Consider the following 24716-nt stretch of genomic DNA (forward strand, 5'->3'; position numbering starts at 1 on the left):
GGAGAGCACGGTAACGGTCACGCTGCCGGGCAGCGCCACGCTGACCGCCGCGGTGGATGCGTTTGGCGTATATAGCGTTGCTTTGCCGACCGCGCTGACCAACGGGGAAACCGTTACGGTTACCGCCACGGATGCGGCGAATAATATTTCTACCTCCACCGTCGCGATCGCTCCGGATCTTACCGCCCCTGCAACCCCAACCGATCTGTTGGTGGCAGCGGACGGCGTTGCCGTTAACGGCAACGCCGAAGCCGGCAGCACGGTGAAGATCACCGACGCCGCCGGCAATGAACTGGGCAGTGTAACGGTGGGTGACGATGGCCGCTTTACGGTACCGCTATCCCCGGCGCAGACCAACGGCGAAGCGATTAGTGTGGTGGTCAGCGATGTGGCCGGTAATACCTCTGCCGCGGCAATCGCCACGGCGCCGGATACCACCGTGCCTTCAGCTCCCGCCGATCTACTGGTGGCGGAAGACGGTACAGCCGTCAGCGGCACAGCCGAGGCCGGCAGTACGGTGAAGATCACCGACACCGCCGGCAATGAACTGGGCAGTGTAACGGTGGGTGACGATGGCCGCTTTACGGTACCGCTATCCCCGGCGCAGACCAACGGCGAAGCGATTAGCGTGGTAGTCAGCGATACGACCGGTAATGCCTCTGCCGCGGCGAGCGTTACCGCCCCGGATACCACCGCTCCTTCAACTCCTGCTGATCTGCTGGTAGCAGTAGACGGTGCCGCCATTAGCGGCAACGCCGAGGCGGGCAGCACGGTGAGCATTACTGATGCGGCAGGCAATACGTTGGGCAGCACAACCGCAGGTGAGGATGGCCATTTTACCGTACCGTTATCACCGGCACTAACCAACGGCGAAGCGATTAATGTCGTCGCCAGCGATGCGGCTAGTAATTCCTCAACAGCGGCAACGGCCACCGCACCTGACACCACCGCACCGGCAGTTCCCGCCGATTTGCTGGTGGCAGCAGATGGCGCCGCCGTTAGTGGTACAGCCGAAGCGGGCAGTACGGTGAGAATTACTGATGCGGCAGGCAATACGTTGGGCAGCGTAACCGCGGGTAACAACGGCCACTTTACGTTGCCGCTATCTCCGGCACTAACCAACGGCGAAGCAATCACTGCCATAGCCAACGACATGGCCGGTAACGCCTCAACCGCGGCAACCGCCACCGCGCCTGACGCCACGGCGCCGGATGCGCCGGAAGCTTATATCATCGACGACGGCACGACGATAAACGGTACGGCGGAAGCGGGCAGTACCGTGACGGTGACCTTGCCGGATAATAGTACCCAGACCGCGACGGCGGCGGAAAACGGCACCTGGAGCATCCCCCTGTCGCAAGGGTTAACCGCCGGAGAACAGTTGGCGGTAACCGCCACGGATGGTGCGGGTAATACCTCTTCGACTACGCAGGTTACCGTACCGGATACGTCTGTGCCGGACACCACCGCGCCGGAGGCGCCGGAAGCGGCGGTCAGTAATGACGGACTGACCGTTAGCGGAACGGCCGAGCCGGAGAGCACGGTAACGGTCACGCTGCCGGGCAGCGCCACGCTGACCGCCACGGCGGATGCGTTTGGCGTATATAGCGTTGCCTTGCCGACTGCACTGACCAACGGGGAAACCGTTACGGTTACCGCCACGGATGCGGCGAATAATATTTCTACCTCCACCGCCGCGATCGCCCCGGATCTCACCGCCCCAGCAACCCCAACCGATCTGCTGGTGGCAGCGGACGGCGCCGCCGTTAGCGGCACAACGGAAGCGGGCAGCACGGTAACCATTACCGATGCCGCCGGCAACGCGCTGGGCAGCGCAACCGCGGGTAACGACGGCGGCTTTACCGTTCCGCTATCCCCGGCGCTGACCAACGGCGAGGCAATCACCGCCACAGCCAGCGATGCGGCTGGTAATGCTTCTGCCGGGGCAACCGCCACGGCGCCGGATACCACTGTGCCGAACGCGCCGAGCGCGGCCATCAGCGACGATGGCGGCAGTATCAGCGGGGTGGCCGAGGGCGGCAGTTCCGTCACCATCACCTTGGCGGATGGCTCGCTCGCTACCGTACAGGCGAACGCGCAGGGCAACTACCGCTACGATTTCCCGAGCGCGCAGGCCAACGGGCAGTCGGTATCGGTTACGGCCACCGATGCGTCGGGGAATATCTCGGCGGCCACCAATGCTATCGCGCCGGTGCTGGAGCTGGCGGCGAACGATAATAATGTGTCGCTGGAGTTGGCGACCGATGCGGACGTCACTACCCAGTCGTACAGCGACTGGGGGGTATTGGTCGTTGGGGCGCTGGGCAATATCGCGTCGTTGCTGGGGAATGACAGCGCTCAGGTCACCTTCACCATTGACGACGGCGCCACGGCGGATGTGGTGCTGGAAGCCAATGCCACCGGCGGCGTGTTGTCGCTGCTTAACAGCATGGGGATGCTGGTGCAGCAGTATAACGCCGACACCGACTCCTGGACCACGGTGATCGATACCGCGGACGCCCAGTGGGCCAGCCTGCTGACCGTCGGCAATAACGGCGTGACGCTGAACGTGGAAAACATGAATGAAGGCACTTACCGCGCATTGGCGTATAACACCGCCTTGCTGTCGGTCGGCTCTTTTGTCAGCGTGGCGGCGACGGTGACCCAAACCGCCGCCGGCGTGGTAAACGGGGAAACCCTCCATACCGGCAACGTTATTACCGATGAGGACCCGAATCACGGTACGGATGTCGCACCGGGGGGTACGGTGGTGACGCAGGTCGCGCACGGCGCGGGGGAGGCGGTCTCCGTAACGGCGAATGGCGCCGCCATCCAGGGCGAATACGGCACGCTGAGCATCAATCAGGACGGCGGCTATACCTACACGCTCACCGACACTTCCACCGCGGTGCTGGGCCACACGGATAGCTTCACTTACACGGTAGCCGCGAATGGTGAAACGTCCACCGCCAGGCTGGTATTGTCGCTGGGCACGGAACCCGGCGCCAGCGGTAATGTCGTCGCCGTGGATGATTCGGCTGCCATTACCTTTGCGACCACGGTGGATGAGATAGATAACGGCACCTCATCGCAAAGCGGTTTTACCGTGCTGAACCTTGGCCTGGGCAGCGTGCTGAATGTAGGCATTCTGGACGATATCACCAACCCGATCATTTTCGACGTGGAAGAGGGGGTAACCCGGACGATGACGCTCCAGGCGTCGGTCGGCGGCGTTTCCCTGTTGTCCGGCTTCGATCTCTATATCTACAAATTTAATGACGCCACCCAGCAGTACGATCAGTACCGCACGGTGGAACACTGGCTGACGGCCCCGCTGCTGGGCGGTTCGTCCGATGAATTGACGTTGACGCTGGATGGCGGCAAGTACCTGTTCCTGCTGGATACCGCTTACGGCGTCTCCGCGCTGACGAGGTACACCCTGCATATTCTGGAAGACCATATTTATACCGTGGAAACGGTGAGCGCCAGCACGACCGGCAACGTGATGGAAGATGACACCGCGCCGACCGGGTCGTCAATCAGCTCGGTGAACGGCGTGGCGATAGCCGCCGATGGCGTCACCAGCGTTAGCGGCGAATATGGCGTATTGACCATCGACGCGCAGGGTCACTATACCTACACGCTCAACGCCGGCGTGGGCGCGGACGGCATTACCGCGCCGGACAGCTTCGTCTATACGCTGACGTCGCCGGACGGCGAATCCGACAACGGCACCCTCAACGTCAACCTGGTCGCTTCCTCCCTGACGGCGGTGGACGATAGCGTCACCCTGGCGGCGACGGCGGTGCAGGAGGAGACGAGTTACAGCGACGGCGATGCGGGCTCCACCGCCTGGCGATCGTCGCTGTTCGGCTCTACCTCGGGGAATGCCAGCGGCACGGTCACCGTGGCGGAGCATACCGTGGTAAAAGACGCCAGCATCACCTTTAAGGTGGATTCGTTACTAAGCCTGGGCAGCCTGAGTATTGGCTGGGCATTGCAGAACAGCGACGGAACCGAGCTGGCGAACGGGACGGTGGCCAGCGGCAGGCTGCTCGGCAGCAGCGCCACCGTTTCCCTTGGCGACCTGACGCTGGATGCCGGGGAATACACCCTGAACTTTACCGGCTCTATCGGCGCGCTGTCCGTGGGGAGCGTTACGGTGAGCGCGTCGGTGGCGGGGACCAATATCCTGCTGGATGACTTCCAGACCGAAACCGCCGCGGTGGAAGGGAATATTTTCGATGGCAGCGGTTCGCTGGAGAGCGCCGCCGACCAGCTGGTTTCCGTGGCGACCACGCTATCCATTGCCGATGCGGACGGCAATATCACCACGCTGAATCCTTACGTCACCAGCGATGCGGCGGCGACGGTGCAGGGGCACTATGGCGTGCTGACGCTCAATATCGACGGCTCATACAGCTATACCCTGAACGGCGATGTGGATCTCACCGCCATCACCGAGAAGGAAAGCTTCAATTACACCCTCACTTCCGCCAGCGGGGAAACCGCCGCCGCCACGCTGACCATCGACCTGGCGCTGCAGCTGAACGGCACCAGCCACGGCGATATCGCCACCGGTTCGGTCTATGACGATACCTTTACGCTCGGCAGCGGCGGCGACACGGTGATTTTCAACCTGCTGGATGCGCAGGACGCCACCGGGGGCAACGGCAGCGATACCTGGACGGACTTTTCACTGGCGGATGGCGACCAGATTGATGTCAGCCGCTTACTGCAAGGCGGGAGCGACGCCGCCGGCAACGTCGGCGACTGGCTCTCGGTGGAAACCGTTAACGGCAGCACGGTGATCTCCATCGACCGCGACGGTCAGGGAACGGCGTTCAATCCCACGGAGCTGGTCACCTTGCAGGGCGTGGAAGTCACGCTGGATGAGCTGCTGGAAAACCATGTCATAACCGCCTGACGCATTATTAAATCCCGCGGCTCGGCAAGGCTGCCGCGCCGCGGGTGATTTTATTCAATTATTTGATTTTACTATGGAATGACATGAATCTCCGTCGCGTATATATAATGACACTGGCGTATTTACTGCTCTTTGCCGGAGGGATTTACCGCAGCGTCGGCGCCGCGCAGACCGAACGTCCGCCGGGCGTTATCAGCACCGGGCAGGTCGTCGCCTGGGAGCGACTGCCTTCGCTTTCCGGCCCGGTGCTCCCGTCCATCGCGTCCAACGCGCCTGAAAACCTTGATATCAACCTGGCGGTCGCGCGCGCCGTCTCCTGGCACCCGGACATTGGTAAAGCCGTCGGGCGGCTGTTCGAACAGTCGGAAGCGGTCAACGTGGCGCGGTCGCAATATTATCCGCAGGTGAACGGCGGTATTAATAACGGCATCACCAACACTTACCGCGACAGCGGCTATAGCCCGTCGCTGGTGCTGTCGCTTTCCCAGATGCTGTATGACTTCGGCAAGGTGGATAGCCAGGTGCGCGCCGCCAACGCCGGCGTGGCGCAGGAGCAGGCCAACGTACTGGTGAGCATCGATACCGTGGCGCATGATACCGCGTCGGCGCTGGTCCAGGTGCAGGGCTATCAGAATCTGGTGAAGATCGCCAGGGATCAGCTGACGTCCCTGAGCGGCATCAGCCAACTGGCGCGTCAGCGCAGCGATGAGGGCGCCAGTACGCTTTCGGACGTGGTGCAGACCGAAGCGCGCATCGAAGGCGCGCGTTCGTTGTTATTACAGTACCAGGCCAATCTCGACCGCTGGCGGGCGACGCTCGCTTCCCGGCTGGGCTGGGAGCGTATTCAGCAGGTCAGCGACGATTTTCCGCCAAGCCTGAGCCGCGCCTGCGAGGCCGGCGAACCGGACGACCGGCTGATCCCGGCGGTATTGGCGGCTTACGCCCAGGCCAATAAAGCGCAGGCGCAGCTGGATGAGGCCGACGCCAGGATGCTCCCGACCATCTCATTGCAGCCGGAGGTCAGCCACTACCTCAACGACCGTTACGCCAATAGCGCGACGCTGGATCGCACGCAATATTCCGCCTGGGTCAAGGTCGAAATGCCGCTTTATCAGGGCGGCAAGCTGACCGCCGGGCGCAACGCGGCGGCGCACTCGCGGGAAGCCGCCAACGCCGCGGTGCAGTCCGCGCGGCTGGATGCGCGCCAGCAACTGGCGGAAGCGCAAAATGAGGCTCAGGGTCTGGCGCGCACGCTGCAAATTCAGGTGCGGCAACGGGAGCTGGGCGAAAAGACCCGCGCGCTCTATCAGCAGCAATATCTGGATCTGGGCAGCCGGCCGCTGCTGGACGTGCTGAACGCCGAACAGGAGGTGTTTCAGGTACGCTTCACCGAACGGCAAACGCTGGTGCAACTGCGCCAGTTGCAGCTCGATTGCCTGTATAGCACCGGTAAGACGCGCAGCGCTTTCGCGCTGAATAATCGCACTATCCAGGCCGTAGAGATCCAGCCATGAGTCAGTTGACGGAAGAAAACGCGCAGGCGGCGCCGCAAGGCGACGAGCGGTTGATGTCGTTCTGGGCCGGGGCCGTAGGCTGCGTGGCCGGCCATTACCGGCTGGCCTTTTCACCGGGGGCGCTTCAGGCCAGCGCGCAGTGGCTGCAAGAGCTCTCTTTCCCCCAGGCGCTGCAACATCTGGCGCGTCAGGCCGGGTTGACGGCCCGCGTTCTTCAGCAGCATCAGGATATCTCCGCCTGGCGGCTGCCGTTGGCGATACAGCTGGCGGACGGTCAGGTGGGCGTTATCGAGCAGTTTGACGGTCAGGATACCGTAAGCCTCTGTTTTATGGCGGACGGCAACCAGCTTAGCCAGCTCTCTTTGAGTCAACTGCTGCCGGAGATCCGCCATGTGGTGGCGCTGCGGCCGGCGGCGGCGGTGAGAGACAGCCGCGCCTGGCGCTATCTGGAAAATTACCGCCCGGACTGGCTGTGGAAACTGGTGCTGCGGGATTTCAAGCCTTATAGCTATGTGATGCTGGCCTCGCTGGTGGTGAATATTCTGGCGCTGTCCGGGATCCTGTTTTCCATGCAGGTGTACGACCGGGTGATCCCGGCGCAATCCTACCCGACGCTCTATGTACTGTCGATAGGCGTGCTGATCGCGGTGATTTTCGCTTTCCTGCTGCGGCTGGGGCGCGGGCAGATTATGGATATTCTCGGCAAGCGCGCGGATATCCGCGTTTCCGACCGCGTGTTCGGCCATGCGCTGCGGCTACGCAACAGCGCCATTCCGCGCTCCACCGGGAGCTTTATTTCCCAACTGCGGGAGCTGGAGCAGATCCGCGAAATGGTCACCTCCACCACGGTTTCCGCGGTGGTCGATCTGCCGTTTTTCCTGCTGTTTTTACTGGTGCTGCTGATCGTCGCGCCGGCGCTCGCGTGGATCGCGCCGGTGTCGGCGCTGCTGATGATCCTGCCGGGCGTGCTGCTGCAAAAGCGGCTGGCGCAGCTGGCGCGCCAGTCCACCCAGGAAATCACGCTGCGCAACGCGGTGCTGGTGGAAAGCGTGCAGGGGCTGGAAGATATCAAACTGATGCAGGCGGAGAACCGTTTTCTGCAGCAGTGGAACAGCTACATCAGTATCAGCGCCGAATCCGGCGTGCGTATCCGCAAACTCACCCAGGGGCTGATTAGCTGGGGCGTGAGCGTTCAGGGCCTGGTGTACGCGCTGGTGGTGATGATTGGCGCGCCGCTGGTGATTGCCGGAGAGATGACCACCGGGGCCGTGGTCGCCGCGTCGTTATTGTCGTCGCGCATGATTGCGCCGATGACCACCCTGTGCGGCGTGCTGGCGCGCTGGCAGCAGGTCAAAGCCGCGAAACAGGGGCTGGACGGCGTGATGCAATTGCCGGTGGAGAACGGCCTTGATGAAAGCAAAGTGAATTGCGACGTGCTGTACGGCCACTACCAGTTTCAGCGCGCGGCGTTCCGTTACCACAGCGAAGACAGCGTTATCGCGCTGAGAATAGCGCAGCTGGAGATCCGTCCTGGCGAACGGGTGGCGATTCTGGGACGCAACGGCGCCGGGAAGTCCACCCTGCTCCAGGCGATGGCGGGCGGTATGGAGCTGGTGGAGGGGGAACTGCGGCTCGATAACCTGAGCCTGGCGCATATCGATATGGCGGACGTGCGCCGCAATATCGGTCTGACCACGCAAAACGCCCGGCTGTTTTTCGGCACTCTGCGCGAGAATCTGACCCTGGGAGCGCCGCGCGCCGGCGACGCGCAGATCTTTGCCGCGCTGGAGGTGTGCGGCGCGGATGGTTTGGTGAAAAAACTGGCGCTGGGACTGGATCACCCGGTAATGGAGGGCGGAATCGGCCTTTCCGGCGGCCAGCGCCAGTCGATCCTGCTGGCGCGCATGCTGCTGCGCGATCCGAATATCGTCCTGCTGGATGAACCTACCGCCTCGCTGGATGAGCACGCCGAACGGGAGTTTATTCAGCGCCTCTCGGGCTGGCTGGCGGGGCGCACGCTGGTGGTGGCGACCCATCGGGCCGCGGTGCTGGAACTGGTGGAGCGCGTGATTGTACTGCAAGACGGCCAGGTGGCGATGGACGCGCCGAAGGCGCAGGCGCTGAACGCCGCGCGGCATCACAACGGACGCCGGGATGTAAATAATGAACATTAATCCGCCGGAACTGATGAACGATGACCTGGTAAACGCGGATGAACACGAAAACCAGTACGTGGGCGCGCAGCGCATCATTGTGGTTACCGCGCTGTTGCTGCTGGCGGCGGGGATCTGGGCATGGTTTGGCACGCTGGACGAGGTGTCTACCGGCATCGGGAAGGTGATCCCCAGCTCGCGCGAGCAGACCTTGCAGACGCTTGACGGCGGGATACTGGCGGAGTTGAGAATCCGCGAGGGAACGCTGGTGGAAGCGGGGCAGGTGGTGGCGCGGCTGGATCCGACCCGTTCCGAATCCAACGTGGGCGAGAGCGCGGCCCGCTATCGAGCCTCGCTGGCCGCCAGCGTTCGACTGAACGCGGAGGTCAACGACGAGCCGCTGGAGTTCCCCGAGGCGGTAAAAGCGTGGCCGGAGCTTGTCGCCGCGGAAACCCGGCTCTATAACAGCCGCCGCACGCAGCTGGCGGACGCCGAATCACGGCTGAAAGAAGCGCTGGTGCTGGTGGAGAGCGAACTGGCGATCACCGAACGGCTGGTGAAAACCGGGGCGGCGAGCCACGTTGAAGCGCTGCGTCTGCGACGTCAGAAAGCGGATCTCGACCTGAGGCTGACCGACCTGCGTTCGCAATACTACGTCCAGGCGCGCGAGGAGCTGGCCAAGGCCAACGCGGAAGTGAATATGCTCTCGGAAGTGATTAAAGGGCGGACGGACTCGGTAACCCGGCTGACGGTACGTTCGCCGGTGCGCGGCATTGTGAAAAATATTCAGGTGACCACCATCGGCGGGGTGATCGCCCCCAATGGCGAACTGATGGAAATTGTTCCGGTGGACGATCGTCTGCTGATCGAAGCGCGCCTGTCGCCGCGGGATATTGCGTTTATCCATCCGGACCAAAAAGCGTTGGTGAAAATCACCGCCTACGATTACGCCATTTACGGCGGGCTGGACGGCGTGGTGGAAAGTATTTCGCCGGACACCATTCAGGATGAAGTCAAACCGGAGATCTTTTATTACCGGGTATTTATTCGCACCGGCCAGGATTACCTGCAAAACAAGGCCGGTCGCCGTTTTTCCATTGTGCCGGGGATGATCGCCACGGTGGATATCAAAACCGGAGAGAAAACGGTGATGGACTATGTAATCAAACCCTTTAACCGTGTGAACGAGGCCCTGCGTGAACGCTAGATAAGGTCGCGAACCTTAAAGCCTTGATAAATGATGTTTTACCACGCAGTAATCATGTTGAAGACGAGGAATCAAGATGTCCAAATTACCTGTTTGCGGGCTGGCGGCAATCGCATCGTTAGCCAATATGGCGCCGTTCGCCGAGGCCGACGCCGCAGAAGAAGACGGGAAATGGTGGCAAGAAGCCGTCGTTTATCAAATCTATCCGCGCTCTTTTAATGACAGCAATGGCGACGGTATTGGCGATCTCAACGGTATTACGCAGAAACTGGATTATTTAAACAATCTTGGCGTCGATGTTATTTGGCTGAGTCCGCATTTTGATTCGCCCAATGCCGATAATGGCTATGATATCCGCGATTACCGCAAGGTAATGGCAGAATTCGGCACCATGTCCGATTTCGATCGGATGATGAACGAAATTAAACGGCGCGACATGCGGCTGATTATCGATCTTGTCGTCAATCATACCAGCGATGAACACCGGTGGTTTGTCGAAAGCCGCAAGTCGAAAGACAATCCGTACCGTGATTATTATATCTGGCGGGACGGGCTCGATGGCGGCCAGCCCAATAACTATCCCTCTTTCTTCGGCGGTTCCGCCTGGAAAAAAGATGACAACACCGGGCAATATTACCTGCACTATTTCGCGGAGAAACAGCCGGATCTGAATTGGGAAAATAAGAAGGTTCGCCATGAAGTCTATGACATTATGCGCTTCTGGCTGGATAAGGGCGTTTCCGGTTTTCGTATGGATGTTATTCCCTTTATATCCAAGCAGGCCGGTCTGCCTGATTTGCCGGCGGACAAGTTAACGCATCCGGAATTTGTTTATGCCGACGGACCGCGCATTCATGACTATTTGCAGGAAATGAACCGGGAGGTTTTATCGCATTATGATGCCATGACCGTCGGCGAGGCGTTTGGCGTGACATTTGAGCAGACGCCGAAATTTATCGACGCCAAGCGCAATGAACTTAATATGATATTTCATTTCGATATTATTCGCCTTGACCGTGACAACTGGCGTAAAACCGCGTGGACGTTGCCTGAATTGAAAGCGGCTTACCAAAAAGTCGACCAGTCCGGCAAACTGGGATGGAATACCAGTTTTCTGAGTAACCACGATAATCCGCGCGCCGTGTCGCATTTCGGGGATGACGACGATCAATGGCGTGCGCTATCCGCCAAGGCGTTGGCCACCATGATGCTCACCCAGCGGGCGACGCCGTTCTTGTATCAGGGCGATGAACTGGGGATGACCAACTATCCTTTTACCAGCATCGAGGAATACGACGATATCGAGGTCAAAGGGCAGTGGCGGGATTTCGTCGAAAGCGGAAAAGTAACGGCGCGGGAGTATCTGGATAATTTGCGGCAGACCAGCAGGGATAACGCCAGAACGCCGATGCAATGGAACGCGGACGCCAACGGCGGATTCACCCAGGGGACCCCCTGGTTGCCGGTTAATCCGAACTATACCCGGATTAACGCCGCTGCGCAGATTAACGCCCGGGACTCGGTATATAACTATCATCGTGAACTTATCGCATTAAGACGGCAGACGCCGGCGCTGATATATGGGGCGTATCACGATGTCGATCCGCAGCATAATAAACTCTTCGCCTATACCCGCACCCTGGGGGAACAACAATATCTGGTGGTGATTAATTTCACCCATGACGACGTCGAATGGGATATTCCCGACGGTAAAAAGATCGTCAAAACGCTGATTAGCAACCGCGCTGAACAGGCGGCCTCTCCAGGCGAAAATCATCTGCGGATGAAGCCCTGGCAGGCGGTGATTTTTCAGCTATAGCGACGGGTTGCCCGCAATGTAATAAAGCTGCCGGTGACGATGTCCGTGATAGAGCAGGGATTAAGTCAGCTTAATCCCTCGTTTTCGTTTCAGGGAGTGGTTATGCTGTTCTGAGTTGACGTCCTGATTTGTATTTTGCGTAAGGAACCTGCTTATGACCGCTATCCTCCTGCTGGATCCTCGAGCTGATGAAATCAGCCCCGTGCTGCATAACCAGGCGCCGGAACTTGAACTGCTATTGTCGGATGGTACGGCAGGGCAGGCTGAGCGTTATCCGATCTGGCTTGGCGACCCCGCGGCGGCCGCGGCCCTGTTGGCTCAGGGGGTAAAGCCGCAATGGTTGCAGTCCACCTGGGCCGGGTTTAAACCGTTGCTGGCCGCCGGGTTGCCGCGTGATTACCGCCTCAGCCGGGCCGTGGGAGTATTCGGTCAACCGATTGCCGAATATGTGCTTGCCTATATGCTGCGGCATGAATTACAGATGGATAAACGGCGGCATAGTCAGGCCGAGCGGCAATGGGATCACCGCCTGCCGGGCTCTCTTGCCGGCAAAACGGTACTTATCGTCGGCGCGGGCGAAATCGGATGTGAAGTCGCGGGTTTCCTGCACCCCTTCGGGGTTGAACTGCATGGCATCGTAAATACGCCCCGCGCGCTGCCTCACTTTAAACAAGTCTTGGGGATCGCCGGGTTGCAACAGGCCGTGCGGGATGCCGACTACGTGATTAATCTGCTGCCTGACACCTCGGCCACGGCAGATATCTACCATTCCGCCCTGTTCGCCGCGATGAAGTCGTCCGCCTTATTTATCAACGTCGGCCGGGGAACGGCGGTCGTTGACGACGACTTGCTCGCGGCCTTGCGCAATCGCCAGATTGCCGGCGCGGTGCTGGATGTGTTCAGACAGGAGCCGTTACCCGCATCCCATCCGTTCTGGCTGGAACCGAATCTTGCCATTAGCGCGCATATCGCCGGCCCGATGGTGCCGGGATTACTCGTTCGCCTATTTCTCGATAACCTGACCCGTTTCCGGCAGGGAGAGAGCCTGCGGGGCGAGGTCGATTTCTCCAGCGAGTATTGAACGTTTGTGCGCTGAAAAAGGGCTTGCCAGTGCCAATTGATTGGGACATAATGCTGTCCGCCGAGTGAGTTTTTAGTTAAATAGCTATAAAATTCATATGGTTGTATATATTTATCGACTATGTTTTACTCCTGGTGCGCCAAAACTGCTTTTCAACGGCACTGAGAGATAATAAGCTGGTCATACGCGGGAATAGCTCAGTTGGTAGAGCGCAACCTTGCCAAGGTTGAGGTCGCGAGTTCGAGCCTCGTTTCCCGCTCCAGAATTTAGCGCCATGGAGTTCCACTTAAGTCCATAGGTGATTGAAAAAAGCCAAAAGATTATGTCTTTTGGCTTTTTTTATTCCTGTAGCGTCCGCTAGCCCGAGGAAGTTGGAATACTTCTCTGACCTTCGTGAAAATATTAGAACGCATTACGCATTTCTCATACGCAAATACCCTAAGAAAAATATAATTTTGGGAAGTCATGCTTGGTTTCTTACGTTTGCCTAGGGCTGATTGCTTTAGTTCGTGAGAAACTGAAGCGGCCAAAGCCGCCAGCAATCGGCAGAAGCATGGCATCAGCTTTGAACTAGCTACGCGTGTTTTTGCTGATCCATATGCGTTGTTTGAACAGGATCGGATCGAGAACGAGGAATACCGCTGGCAGACTCTGGGATTGATTGAAAACCATATTGTGCTGATGGTAGCCCACAGCATTCGGGATAAAGAGGGCGGTACCGAGGTTATTCGCATAATTTCAGTCCGTAAGGCCGATGCGAAAGAGAGGAGGCGTTATGAGCAAAACCGTGCGTTACAGGGTTGATCTGGCTAATCTTCCGCCGCTGACGGAAACCCAGAGGGCTGAGTTGGAAGAGTTGGCGACTCGCCCTGACCGCGAGATTGATTACAGCGATATACCACCGTTGGCAGAGACGTTCTGGAGAAATGCGGTTAGTAATCCGTTTTATAAACCGACTAAACAGGCTACGACTGTCCGATTGGATACCGATATACTGGCTTGGTTGAAAGCGCCCGGTAAGGGGTATCAGACCCGTATCAATGCCATCTTGCGTGAAGCGATGCTACGTGACTTGGACCAGCATCGCGGTTAATTGCGCCTGGAGAGGCTGTAGGCATCAGTTCGGAGCGGTTCTGGAAAGGAGTCTGAATCGGGTGAGTGATTAATTTTGGAGCAAGGTGTCCGGCTTTTTATTGACACTTACTCCAACGCAAGTGTTTCGATTCCGCGGGCACGGTCGACTCCATGGACAGGCTATGCGAATGATTCTGCGAAAAAAAAGAAAACTATTTTTGACCAAATATCTTAAATCGGTATGCGCTAAACGGTGCAATATCCTGGCCCGGTATTTTGCCCGCCACGAGTTCTGAAACAATTCTGCCCGTTGTCGCACCGAGTGTCAGCCCCAGCGAACCATGCCCAAACGCCATCAAGACATTGGGAAGTCTATGGCTGCGATCGATGACGGGTTTGCTATCGGGTAAAGTAGGTCGGTATCCCACTCCGGTTTCTTGCTTTACAGGATTAAGTTGCGGGAGTAGTTCTCTTGCCTGCTGCATGATGATTTCAGCACGCCTAAAATCAGGTTTTGCATTCGCACCCGCAAACTCAAGCATTCCACCCATTTGCAAACCCCGCGTCATCGGCGTAAAGCAGAATCCACCATCCGTATAAATAACAGAATGGTTAAACGTCACACCGGGTTCGGTCAGCAAGGTTTTATAACCGGCAATACCAATAAGGGGGATATTCACGCCAAGCTGTTTGAAAAAATGGCGGGATCCCATGCCTGCCGCAATGACGAAATGATCTCCAGGTAAATGACGCTGTCCGTTCAGGATCACCCCTGTAGCGATGCCTGACTTCTCTGACAAGCCCGTCACTTTTTGCATAAGGCGTTCTCCGCCTCGTTGTAAAAACAGATTGGTCAGGGCAACCATAAAACTCCGGGTATCGTTGACCGCTCTCCAGTCATTCAGCATCACGCCGTGCGCAAACTTGCCCGCCAGAACCGGCTCTAAATCAGCAATGTCGGCAGAACTGAGTTCAGTTGTCTGAAATCCCAACGCATGGCATTGCTCCGCATGGCCTTGGTAATTTTCCCGTCCGGATGCGTGCTTAAATACCTGGATAACCGGCTTGTTGCCTATCAAGTTTTTATTACCGCCGTCTTTTAAAAGTACTTCATAATCTGAATAGACATTTCGCGTTAAGGTCGCCATCGCTTGGGACGTGGCCGTGATTCTGGCAGAGCGTGCATTGGCGAGAAAATGCATGGCCCATGGCAGAATACCGGGGAATGCTCCCGGCCGAATCGACAAAGGTCCATATGGCTTGATAAGTGCGGAGGGAATGCGTTTCAATATTGAAGGTCTGGACAGGGGGAATACATCACTGACAGCCAGAAGGCCGCCACTCCATTTAACCGTACTCTCGCCAGGTTCGGCGCAGTCAATAAGCGTCACCTGCAAACCTTCATTTTGCAGAAACAGCGCACAGCATACCCCGACGATGCCCCCTCCAACTACGACCGCCTTTTTCTTAGTCACCGTGCATTTATCCGAGTATGGGACGGCCTTGGGAATAAACAGCATACCGTTGGTTTCACCTGGCGATGCCCAGTCGTTCCATTACTACGGGGAACGCCGCTAAAGGATGTGAATTGCCGACGGGAGAGAGCGCCTGCAGGCAATCTGGAGTCAGTTCTGATAGCGAATTCACCCCAAGCAGCGCCATGGCGATTACGATTTCTTCTTCAAGCAGTTCAAGTAAACGATAGAGGCCTTCCCGCCCTCCGGCAGCCAGCGCCCAGGCTTGCAATTTCCCCAATCCCACCGCCGTTGCGCCGAGGGAAATGGCCTTAATAATGTCAGTACCGCGAACAAAGCCGCCATCGACGATAATGTCAACCTGGCCGCCCACCGTCTCGGCAATCGCAGGGAGCATTTGAATGGTTGCCGGAGCATGATCAAGCGCTCTGCCGCCATGGTTCGAAACATAAATGGCATCAGCACCGTATTCGACGGCCAGTCGGGCATCTTCCGCGGACATGATCCCCTTAACGATAACTTTTAAGCCGGAGTGTGCTTTTAAATCGGAGATCATTGACCAATCCATTCTCGCACCCGCAAGGCCTTCAACGGTAATTTGTCGTTCTTCCGGCATTTCCCGCACATTTCTCAATAGCGATGAATACAATTCTTCAACCTGGAAAGCCGTTTTTACCTTGCTCATGAGATCGCGTTCGCGACGGGTATAAAAAACCGTCTCGCTGACCAGCACGATCGCCTTAAACCCCGCATCCGCGACGGATTTAGCCAGATCACCCAGTGGGGGAAGCCCAGGCCTTGGATGCAGCGCATAGAGCGTTTTCTCCGGCACGCGCTTACCCACTTCCTGATAACCCGGCGCCGCATAGCCACTTAAAATGTGCGTAATCCCAAAATCACGCGCCACTTCTGCCGGAGCCAGACCTCCGTCAGGATCAAATAAGGTCAGGGAACCAATAGGCGCAAGGATCACCGGTATACGCAGTGACTGGTCTAAGAAGCGGGATGCCGGGTTAATACGGCTGACATCTCGCATAACCCGCGGTATCAAGGCTAGACTATCCAGTGCAAGACGATTACGCCGTAGGGTAGTTTCAGTTTCCGTACCATAAGTGACGTAGTCCCATACATCGGAGGGAAGGTTTTGTTTTGCTTCCCAAACAATATCTTGTGTCGTCGTGAACTGGCTGCGTGTTTTCATCGTCAGGATACTCGCTGTCAAAAATAAGACGGTTTATTATCTTGTTGCGCAAGATGCCTTTCTAATAAATGCGTAACCAACGACAGTGGATACGCTATTAAAATATATATACCTGCGGTTAGCGCATAAATTTCGGTCGGTTTAAAATATTCGCTACTCAAAGAGTGTGCCTGCATCATTAGTTCTGGCGCAGTTATGGCAGAAGCGAGAGAAGTGGACTTGATGATAATAACCGCATAGTTAGTCATAGGCGGAATAATGACGCGTACGGCTTGCGGCAACACGGAATAGCGGAATGACTGGAATTCAGACATTCCAATTGATAACGCCGCCTCTTTCTGCCCAGCGTCAACGGATATAATTCCTGACCGAAATATCTCTGACATATAGGCGGCGCTATTCAGGGTAATGGCAATCACTGCGGCCGTAAACGCCGAAAAGAGCAATCCAAGGGCGCCTAAACTAAAATAGACGATCAGCATCTGAGTTAATAGCGGCGTGCCTCTGAACAATTCAATGAAAGCGCTGGCTGATAATCTTAATATACGTCCGCCATACAGACGCGCTAATGCTAAGGCCAGACCAAGAAAAAAAGAAAGGACAAAGGAGATAGCGGCGATTTTCAGCGTGACCTTCAGCCCTTCTAACAATACCGGCAGCCACACAACAATCTCACTCATACTCTCCCCCCTAAACTTAATTGCATACGTCTCTCTATAGCCTTGGCCCCACGACTCAAACCAACGCTGAGTATCAGGTAAATTAGTGCCGCATAGAGATAAAGGTAATCTGTGAATCCGATTTGGTTTGCCAATGTCGTGACCCGGAACATAAGCTCCGGCACGGCGATAACAGAGGCTATCGACGTATCTTTTAATAATTGAATGAGATAATTGAAATAGGGCGGCAAAGCGATTCTTGCCGCTTGCGGATAAAGAATATGCCACATCGATTGGTATTTCGTCATACCAATCGATAGCGCGGCTTCACGCTGTCCTGTTGCAACGGATGACAACGCCGCACGAACAATTTCCGCCACGTAGGCTGCTCCGTGAAGGCCGAATGCGATAAACGCCGCAGGAATCGGCTCCAGACGAATGTCAAACGCGGGTAAACCATAATAAAGAAAAAAGAGAAGCGACAGCGTTGGCACTGCGCGCAATAAAGCCACATAGGTTGCAGAAAACAGACGAATAAATGGATACTTACTGGTGCTGAGATAGGCAATGCCCATACCCAGTAGCGTGGCTAATGCGCCGCCGCCTAATGTGACGGTGATAGTCATTAACACTGCGTTCAGAAATATCCCACTCACTTCCGGTAAATGGGCCGTAAAATGCTCGGTCATAAGTTCCGCCCTTCAGCAGTTATAATTCGTTGCCTGAACGAGATAGTACTTTGGCTAAGAATGCGGCGGTTCTTGTATGCTGCGGTTTATGTAAGACGTCATACGCAGGGCCTATTTCAAGTATTTTTCCACCATCAAGAAATGCTACGCGGTCAGCTATTTCCGCCGCGAAATGCATTTCGTGCGTCACGATAATCATCGTTGTTCCGGTATTGGCGAGCATGCGCATAACATCCAGCACTTCACCAACCAGTTCAGGATCAAGCGAGGCGGTAGGCTCATCAAATAACATAAGTTTAGGACGCATGGCTAATGCCCTGCTAATCGCCACGCGTTGCTGCTGGCCTCCGGAAAGGGTTGCGGGATATGCATCGAGAAATTTTGACAGTCCGACCTTACCGATAAATTCTCCAGCGATATTTTTTGCCTCCATCTTCGAAAGCTTCAACACTTTCGTCAGCCCGATAGTGACATTCTCCAGTACCGTAAGATGAGGAAAGAGATTAAATTTCTGAAACACCATCCCAATTTCTTGCCTTTTTTGGGCGAGTTGCCGGCCGCTTAATTGAAGCTGAGGATTTCCTGACTCCCAGATGGATTGCCCATCTATATAGATGGTTCCACTGCTGGGCGTCTCCAGCAGGTTGATACAACGCAGCAGGGTTGATTTACCTGAACCGCTTGGGCCAATAAGGGCTATTACCTCGCCGGCGGCAACGTCCAGATCAATCTCATTGAGAACGAGCTCATCTTTGAACTGTTTGCAAACTCCACTCAGGCGCACCAAGCTATTCTGCTGCGGCGCCCTCCCTGGCACCTCGCTTTGCGCATTCGATATAAATTTTGGCGCTAATTTCATTTACATTACTCAAAATAACGGCTGAAATCTTTGGTGGCATGAGCACCTTTACCAATGACCGCTCCATTGGCGTCGCGGTCAACGCCGATACGGTTGTCAACATCAAGCGGTTTAAAATAGTCGGGATCATCCAGACCATATTTCGAAAATATTTTCTTCGACTGTCCGGTTGCGCCCACCCACTTTAATCCCGCATTAATCGCATCGAGAAGATCCGGATTATCATAGGAAACACCAAATACCACCTGACTACGACCGGTCAAATAAGCGAAGTCTGCATCAGGTTTAAACACCACATGTTTTAAATTGAGCGCTGGGTTGCGCTTTGCCTGAAAGGCAATAAGAGTGGGATCCAGTACCGCGAAATCAAGCCTGCCTGAGGTCAGGTCGCGAATAGCGGCTTCGCTATTATCATAAAAATTCACGGCGGCGACATTGGGAATTTTTTTCAGCTCCGCCGTTGATGACGCACCTGTTAACGTTCCGGTTCGCTTTCCTGATAAGTCCGAAATGTTAATTAACGGCGGCAGTTCTCGGTCTTTTTGCGTAATTACCCCATAGCTAATAAAGTAGGCCGGATTCGATAATGCAATGACGTCTGCTCGCTTAGCCGTCCAGCGCATATTACCTAGCATGACGTCAGCACGCCCGGAGCGTACGGCTTCAATTACTCCCGCATTACTGGCTAATACCGGCTTCACTTTTAGACCGAGTTTGTCGGCGATCAGTGAAATGATTTCGCCGTCAGTCCCCGTTATACGATTGTTGTCTATACCTGAAGCGGGTAGCTCGCCCAAAATAGCGACCGTAAGATAGCCCGGCTCGATAGTTTTTAATGCCGGCGCGTTCTGTTCAGGTGAAGCGGCGGCGAACGTACTCACGGAGCCAATACTTATCATTAAAGCCCCCACCAATCCCGCTTTGAGTAAATTACGACGAAGAATATGATTATGCAGCATGGTAAGCCCTTATTATTAACGGTCAGTTCGAGGTCATAGCTTTTTCGCGCGCGGCAATGGCTGCACGGAAAGGAGGGATAATGCGTCGACCAAAATCGGGTACGTCATTTAATCTATTAAAGCCATCTAAAATAAACATCGTCACGCCGGCATCGATATAATCCATCAACGCGGCAACAATCGTTTCCGGGCTACCAACCAACGCCGTTGATTTGCCTCTTTCCGTCACGCCGGCCAATCCCGTCCACAACGCACGATCGTGCTTTGCAGATAAACGATTCGCTTCAAGTTGTTTGCTGTCTCCAGCGCTTGCATCACGCCCGTCATTCGAAGGTAGCCATCGGGTCTCTTCAGGCCGGGCAGATTGAGATTGCGCAATGGCCAATGCTTTATATTCTTCGGCTTTCTGCCAGGCTAACTCATCTGTTTCAGCCACAATCAGTCTGACCAAGATAATGATCCCTGGCGGATCTTTCCTGCCGGCATCATGGGCGGCTTGATGGATTTTGGCGATATCCTGCTTCAGAAATTCCAGCGGTTGCGCATATAACGCATAGCGATCTGCTTCCGCAGCGCCCACCTCAAATGCCGCTTCCGAATTCCCAGCGAAATACACCGGAATGCGCGGGCTCTGCAAAGGGAATACCGATGCGGCAAACCCTTCGATATCGTAGTGCCGGCCTTTGAAGTCAAACGGTGAATGATTTATCCATGCGCTTTTCAGAATCTGAATGAATTCACGCGTCCGCGCATATCGTTCATTTTTGCTTAACAGATCGCCGTTTTTTCGGGTTCCATCGCTTTCCCTACCGGTGATGACGTGAAAGCCGATCCGCCCATTCGCAATCCGGTCTAAGGTTGCATAACTGCGTGCGGCCCACGTCGGATTGATGAGTCCGGGTCTGTTGGCAACCAATAGACGAAGCGTCTTGGTTGCATTTGCCGCCAGAGCCGCAATTTGCAGGCTATCCGGGCCGTCGCTTCCGACGCCGATCAACACGCCGTCAAACCCGGCGGCTTCATGATCCTGCGACTGACGTTTGATATACTCAATGTCCAGACTCGCTCCCACGGCTAAATGAATTTCAGATTCATTCCGGTGCGTCAAATGCCCATAGATCTCAATACTCATACGTTCTCCTTAGGCGGATACCGTGAGGGGAGCATTTGAAATGAGACTTAGCTCCTCATCTACGTCAAACAATTCAACCGTGATATTTTTGTAAACCTCGTGGAATTGTTGATTAGCTCTGGCAGCCAGCCAGGCCTCCGCAGAGGGACGATCTTCAAACAAAAACAGTCCTCCTCCACGCTGCGCTTTCTCATCACGTAACCATATTTTCCACAAAAAACCCGGAATCTCCGTTCTTCTTTCAGCGGCTTTTTGTTTTTCTTCACGTGGAACGCCGTCCTGGAAATTACTATCGTAGTTCACCTGCGCAATCACATACCCCATCGTTTTACCCTTCATCTTTGTCTAAGTGACTCTGTTTATAATGAGGCGGGGAGAGGAACGTCAAATATGTTTTGGTCATATAGATATATGTATATTTATGTTTTGAAAATGTTCACGCCCAGTAGAACTACTTTTTTGGTAATACAAAAACCGGAGTCGCGATGGGAAGGGTCTGGTATAATTATTTGAATTAATTAAAATATATAGCGGTGTTGTACAAGGTGATCGCTGTGTCCTCCCCATTTCTTCACATTTCAGCCTGCAAAAAAACGCGTTCAGCCAATGAAATTCAAAATCGCTTATCCATTTCCCATAGCATTTATTCCCATAATTATTCATTGCTTATGCTTTTTGAGCATTTTAAACGTTGTGAATTTGAACAAACTAAAAATATATTTATATATGAATTGAAGTTATTTTATGTTTGCTGCGTTTCAGTTTATATTCCAGACGATCAATCAATGGAAAGAGGCGTTAAATGTCCGGGAAATGTGATGAGCACGTCGACGCAGAATGGTTAGCCAAAGTCTGTTTATCAAGAGAACCCAGCGGTATTGCCCAATCAATTATTCATTTGATAAACACCCGGGAACTTATGCCGGGTGCTCGTCTGCCAACCGTACGTGATTTAGCGGTTAAGCTTGATGTTAGCTCCAGTACCATCGCCAATGTGTGGGCGAAACTCCGTTCAGAAGGCTTTGTGGACACCCGACGTCGCGGGGGAACCTACATTATCGAGCGGATGGGCGTCCCGGAGGAACGACGAGACCTGCCATTGCAGCTGGATTTGTCTACGGCATCGCCGGATCCAGCATTGCAGTTTGACCTCGCTCCCGCCTTGATAGCGGGTTTGAAAGTCAATAACCTGCATTCGGCGGAACTTGATTATGTTATTGAGCCATTGGCAAAATATGCAGAAAGTTCTTGGCCGTTTCCTGCATCTGACTGGATCATCACAGGCGCAAGCTCGGAAAGCATTCTTGTTTCGCTTAGCGCCGTAGCCAAACCAGGCTCGGTCGTCGCCGTCGAGCAGCCCACCACCCCGCGTCTGCTGCAGATTATGTCATTGTTGGGAATTATCGGTATCGGCGTAGAGTGGGATCATGAAGGACCGCAGGTCGCCTCTCTGGAGTCCGCGTTAGAGAAGAAACCCGTAGCCTTTATCTTTCAGCCGCGCGCTCATCTCCCGCTGGGGTTATCCATGAGTGTCGCCAGAGCTAAAGAATTGGCTGACGTGTTGAAACACCATCCCAACGTACGCATCATTGAAGACGATCCGCTTGGACCCATTTGTTCAACACCGGCAGAGAGCATTGGAAAATGGCTGCCTGAACGGACGATTTTGGTGCGTTCTTTCTGCAAGGCGTTTGGCCTGGACTTGAGATCATCGATAATCGGCGGCAGCCCCTCGCATATCGCGGCAATCAAGCAATCGCGCGCTTCTGGCCTGGGAATGGGAAGTCGGATACTGCAAGGGGCGTTGCTGCATATTTTAACGGATCCGGATTATCGGAACAGGATGGACGAAATACGACAGGAGTATATTCTTAGACGAGCTGAATTAGTGGGTTGCCTCGATCTAAGCGATTCAGACAGACAAAAGCCGGGGGATGGCCTTTGTATTTGGTTACCCGTCCATGATGAACTGCAAATAGTTTCAACTTTGGCGTCGAAAAATGTGCTGGTAGGCTCAGGAAATCGTTATTACCTGCAAGAAGGCCCGCCGCATATCGCCATCCATATTGGTAATCTCTCGCGAGCGAATGGCATGATTCAGAGCGTAGCTGCATTACTCAATACCGCCAGAATCAGCGTAGCTCCTGTGCTTTTTGATTAGGGGATTTCCCTGTTTCTCCAGTGCAAGATAGCCACGTCGGTTGTTAAGGACGCCTTCATCCCTATTTTGATGCTGTCCTTGATCAGCAAGTCCTAAGGTTGGAGAGCGGCGAGCTTTCCAACGCGCCGACTTCGCTCGCGCTTTCTCCGCATCCCGATACTATCGCTACTTCCAGAAGGCTTATATAGGGTTACCGCTTTATGTCCCTGATCAAGTCAGGTTATTTTAGGCCGGAACTAATAAATTAGTTGTCATAATTGACAAAGTAGTCATTGGCGACTAATTTGTGAGCATACCGTAGTTTGCTCGCAGGAGGACAATATGCCCAAGACTTTGGAGTTCATCGCCGGTCATCTGCCCAGGGTGACGGAACAAGATGTGCATCGCTTTTCCCGGACAGTTCTTATCCGGGATGCGCAGGCTTTTGCCGCCGAGTTAGAGGCTTTCGTGCAAGAGCGTCTTCGGGCGGCGGATCTTCCTGCGTATATCGAGGTGCCGCTGGCAGCCGAAACGACGAAGCAGGCTCTGGCGCGCAAGGCTGTCGCGCTGCGTACGGACGCTCGCTGGGTACCGGGTGAGACTGAAATTCAGCGTGGGCGGGCTGCGATGCTGGCGGCGTATGAACAGCCTTACAATCTGTCCTTGCCCAGGTTTGCCGAGCTGGCGCACAAGTCGCGCCAGCAGATTTACAAGGACATTGACGCCGGCCGCCTGCTGGCGCTGAATGTGGGCCCCAGAGGGAGGAAACTGCCCGATTGGCAACTCGACCTGGTGAAGCAAAAGTTGACGCAGGTTGTGCTGCAACAGGCTGCCGACGTCGATGCCTGGACCCTGTATCATGCCTTGTCCGAACCACTTGAAGGGTTGGCCGGGCTGTCGCCGGTAGAAGCCGTGACAGCCGACTCGGTCGACCAGGTCGCCAGGGCGGTGCTTAACGTGCTTGGTTTGCACTAGGACGGATTTGGATGACGGTAGAGTTGCCCGTTTTCCATGTCCGCGCTTCCGAGTTGTTGCAGCATGTCAGCCGGATCGTTTATCGCGGTGATGCCTTGTACTATGGACGCGACGCTATCAACAGATACGACGATCCGGCCAGGGTTTACGGCATGCTTTATCTGGGACAGGACCTGCCTACGGCGTTGATGGAATCCGTGTTCCACAAGCACCAATGGAGTAAAGCCCCAGTGCGCTCGATTACGTTGGCCGAGGTTCAGAATCGCCTGGTGCGGGCGGTTGGCGTTCTTGACGATCTGCGGCTGGCCGATCTCACTGCGTCGGGTGTGATGGCGGGCTACTTCGGCATGAATCTGGAGCAGTTGAGCTGCCGCGACTATTCGTACACCCAGCAGGCATCGTCCAGGATCTATGCCATGAAAGATGCCGATGGTATGCCTTTGTTCGATGGAATCCTTTATCCATCGCGCAACAACTATCCTGGCACCAGCATTGCCCTGTTCGAACGGGCCGGGAAAAAGGTCGGAGTGATTGATGATATCGATCTCACTGAACATGTCGAATGGCCTGGCTTTGTTGCTAGATACGGCATCGGCATATCCGACTAATATGTAAGTGCGCTGGTTTCAGAAAAGATTGAAATAGACCGAATATAGGGGCCACGCATATAGCAAGATGGCGCCATGAATATGAAAGTATCGCAGAGCGCCTCGCCCGTAAAGGGCCAATGCTTTGCGTTGTTCAAAACGACAACCTTTTGTCCTGCAACTCGAATTATGTAGAGTATATCCCCGCGGTAATAAATTTTTCTCATGAATATCTGAGGCTTTCGGAGAATGTATTACGATAACT

The 24716-nt window shown here is 55.2% G+C and carries 19 protein-coding genes and 1 tRNA gene; 12 read left to right on the top strand and 8 right to left on the bottom strand.

The window, feature by feature from the left end:
* The 9 genes from DDT56_RS08085 to DDT56_RS08125 form a co-directional block, all read left to right on the top strand.
* Positions 1–4927: BapA/Bap/LapF family large adhesin (locus DDT56_RS08085; RefSeq protein ID WP_136165952.1), on the top strand; the 4927-nt coding region annotated here is incomplete at its 5' end.
* 107 nt (positions 4928–5034) lie between these two features.
* Positions 5035–6441, top strand: coding sequence for a TolC family outer membrane protein (locus tag DDT56_RS08090; RefSeq protein WP_136165953.1), 1407 nt, complete (start codon positions 5035–5037; stop codon positions 6439–6441).
* Complete coding sequence (locus tag DDT56_RS08095) at positions 6438–8615, top strand: type I secretion system permease/ATPase (protein ID WP_136165954.1); 2178 nt, start codon at positions 6438–6440, stop codon at positions 8613–8615. The genes DDT56_RS08090 and DDT56_RS08095 overlap by 4 nt, the downstream gene beginning before the upstream one ends.
* On the top strand, positions 8605–9801 hold the full coding sequence (locus tag DDT56_RS08100; RefSeq protein ID WP_417903691.1) for an HlyD family type I secretion periplasmic adaptor subunit: 1197 nt from the start codon (positions 8605–8607) through the stop codon (positions 9799–9801). Before DDT56_RS08095 ends, DDT56_RS08100 begins: the two co-directional genes overlap by 11 nt.
* A gap of 76 nt (positions 9802–9877) precedes the next feature.
* Positions 9878–11620: a glycoside hydrolase family 13 protein gene (locus DDT56_RS08105; protein WP_136165955.1), complete on the top strand. Its 1743-nt coding sequence runs from the start codon at positions 9878–9880 to the stop codon at positions 11618–11620.
* A 154-nt stretch (positions 11621–11774) separates the two neighbouring features.
* Positions 11775–12701: a D-2-hydroxyacid dehydrogenase gene (locus DDT56_RS08110; RefSeq protein ID WP_136165956.1), complete on the top strand. Its 927-nt coding sequence runs from the start codon at positions 11775–11777 to the stop codon at positions 12699–12701.
* A 186-nt stretch (positions 12702–12887) separates the two neighbouring features.
* A tRNA-Gly gene (locus DDT56_RS08115) sits at positions 12888–12963 on the top strand.
* 296 nt (positions 12964–13259) lie between these two features.
* Positions 13260–13505, top strand: coding sequence for a BrnT family toxin (locus tag DDT56_RS08120; RefSeq protein ID WP_136166180.1), 246 nt, complete (start codon positions 13260–13262; stop codon positions 13503–13505).
* Complete coding sequence (locus tag DDT56_RS08125; RefSeq protein WP_136165957.1) at positions 13477–13794, top strand: BrnA antitoxin family protein; 318 nt, start codon at positions 13477–13479, stop codon at positions 13792–13794. Before DDT56_RS08120 ends, DDT56_RS08125 begins: the two co-directional genes overlap by 29 nt.
* Before the next feature lie 193 nt (positions 13795–13987).
* On the opposite strand, the gene DDT56_RS08130 is transcribed toward DDT56_RS08125, so the two are convergent.
* From DDT56_RS08130 to DDT56_RS08165, 8 genes are read right to left on the bottom strand one after another with little or no spacing between them, the layout of a single operon-like run.
* Positions 13988–15295 carry an NAD(P)/FAD-dependent oxidoreductase gene (locus DDT56_RS08130; RefSeq protein WP_136165958.1) on the bottom strand — a complete coding sequence of 436 codons (1308 nt, stop codon included), beginning with the start codon at positions 15293–15295 and terminating at the stop codon, positions 13988–13990.
* A 10-nt stretch (positions 15296–15305) separates the two neighbouring features.
* Positions 15306–16451 (bottom strand): alpha-hydroxy acid oxidase, encoded by a 1146-nt coding sequence (locus DDT56_RS08135; protein ID WP_136165959.1) that lies wholly within the window; start codon positions 16449–16451, stop codon positions 15306–15308.
* 17 nt (positions 16452–16468) lie between these two features.
* Entirely contained in the window at positions 16469–17131 is a 663-nt protein-coding gene (locus DDT56_RS08140; RefSeq protein WP_136165960.1) for an amino acid ABC transporter permease, read from the bottom strand.
* Entirely contained in the window at positions 17128–17799 is a 672-nt protein-coding gene (locus DDT56_RS08145; RefSeq protein ID WP_136165961.1) for an amino acid ABC transporter permease, read from the bottom strand. The genes DDT56_RS08140 and DDT56_RS08145 overlap by 4 nt, the downstream gene beginning before the upstream one ends.
* Positions 17800–17818: 19 nt before the next feature.
* Entirely contained in the window at positions 17819–18658 is an 840-nt protein-coding gene (locus DDT56_RS08150) for an amino acid ABC transporter ATP-binding protein (RefSeq protein WP_136165962.1), read from the bottom strand.
* A 5-nt stretch (positions 18659–18663) separates the two neighbouring features.
* The gene (locus tag DDT56_RS08155; protein WP_136165963.1) at positions 18664–19617 is read right to left on the bottom strand and encodes a substrate-binding periplasmic protein; all 954 of its coding nucleotides are present in this window, start codon (positions 19615–19617) and stop codon (positions 18664–18666) included.
* 22 nt (positions 19618–19639) lie between these two features.
* Positions 19640–20749: an LLM class flavin-dependent oxidoreductase gene (locus DDT56_RS08160; RefSeq protein ID WP_136165964.1), complete on the bottom strand. Its 1110-nt coding sequence runs from the start codon at positions 20747–20749 to the stop codon at positions 19640–19642.
* A 9-nt stretch (positions 20750–20758) separates the two neighbouring features.
* Positions 20759–21073 carry a YdhR family protein gene (locus DDT56_RS08165; RefSeq protein ID WP_168197593.1) on the bottom strand — a complete coding sequence of 105 codons (315 nt, stop codon included), beginning with the start codon at positions 21071–21073 and terminating at the stop codon, positions 20759–20761.
* Positions 21074–21551: 478 nt separating this feature from the next.
* Between DDT56_RS08165 and DDT56_RS08170 the strand changes: the two genes are divergently transcribed.
* The 3 genes from DDT56_RS08170 to DDT56_RS08180 all read left to right on the top strand — a co-directional run bounded on the left by DDT56_RS08170 (position 21552) and on the right by DDT56_RS08180 (position 24472).
* Positions 21552–22910 (top strand): aminotransferase-like domain-containing protein, encoded by a 1359-nt coding sequence (locus tag DDT56_RS08170; protein WP_136165966.1) that lies wholly within the window; start codon positions 21552–21554, stop codon positions 22908–22910.
* Between the two features lie 321 nt (positions 22911–23231).
* On the top strand, positions 23232–23864 hold the full coding sequence (locus tag DDT56_RS08175) for an integrase (protein ID WP_136165967.1): 633 nt from the start codon (positions 23232–23234) through the stop codon (positions 23862–23864).
* Positions 23865–23875: 11 nt separating this feature from the next.
* Positions 23876–24472, top strand: coding sequence for an RES family NAD+ phosphorylase (locus DDT56_RS08180; protein ID WP_136165968.1), 597 nt, complete (start codon positions 23876–23878; stop codon positions 24470–24472).
* The last annotated feature ends 244 nt before the right edge of the window (positions 24473–24716 follow it).

It is taken from the genome of Brenneria corticis, from assembly GCF_003115855.1.
In the GTDB taxonomy this organism is placed as follows: domain Bacteria; phylum Pseudomonadota; class Gammaproteobacteria; order Enterobacterales; family Enterobacteriaceae; genus Brenneria; species Brenneria corticis.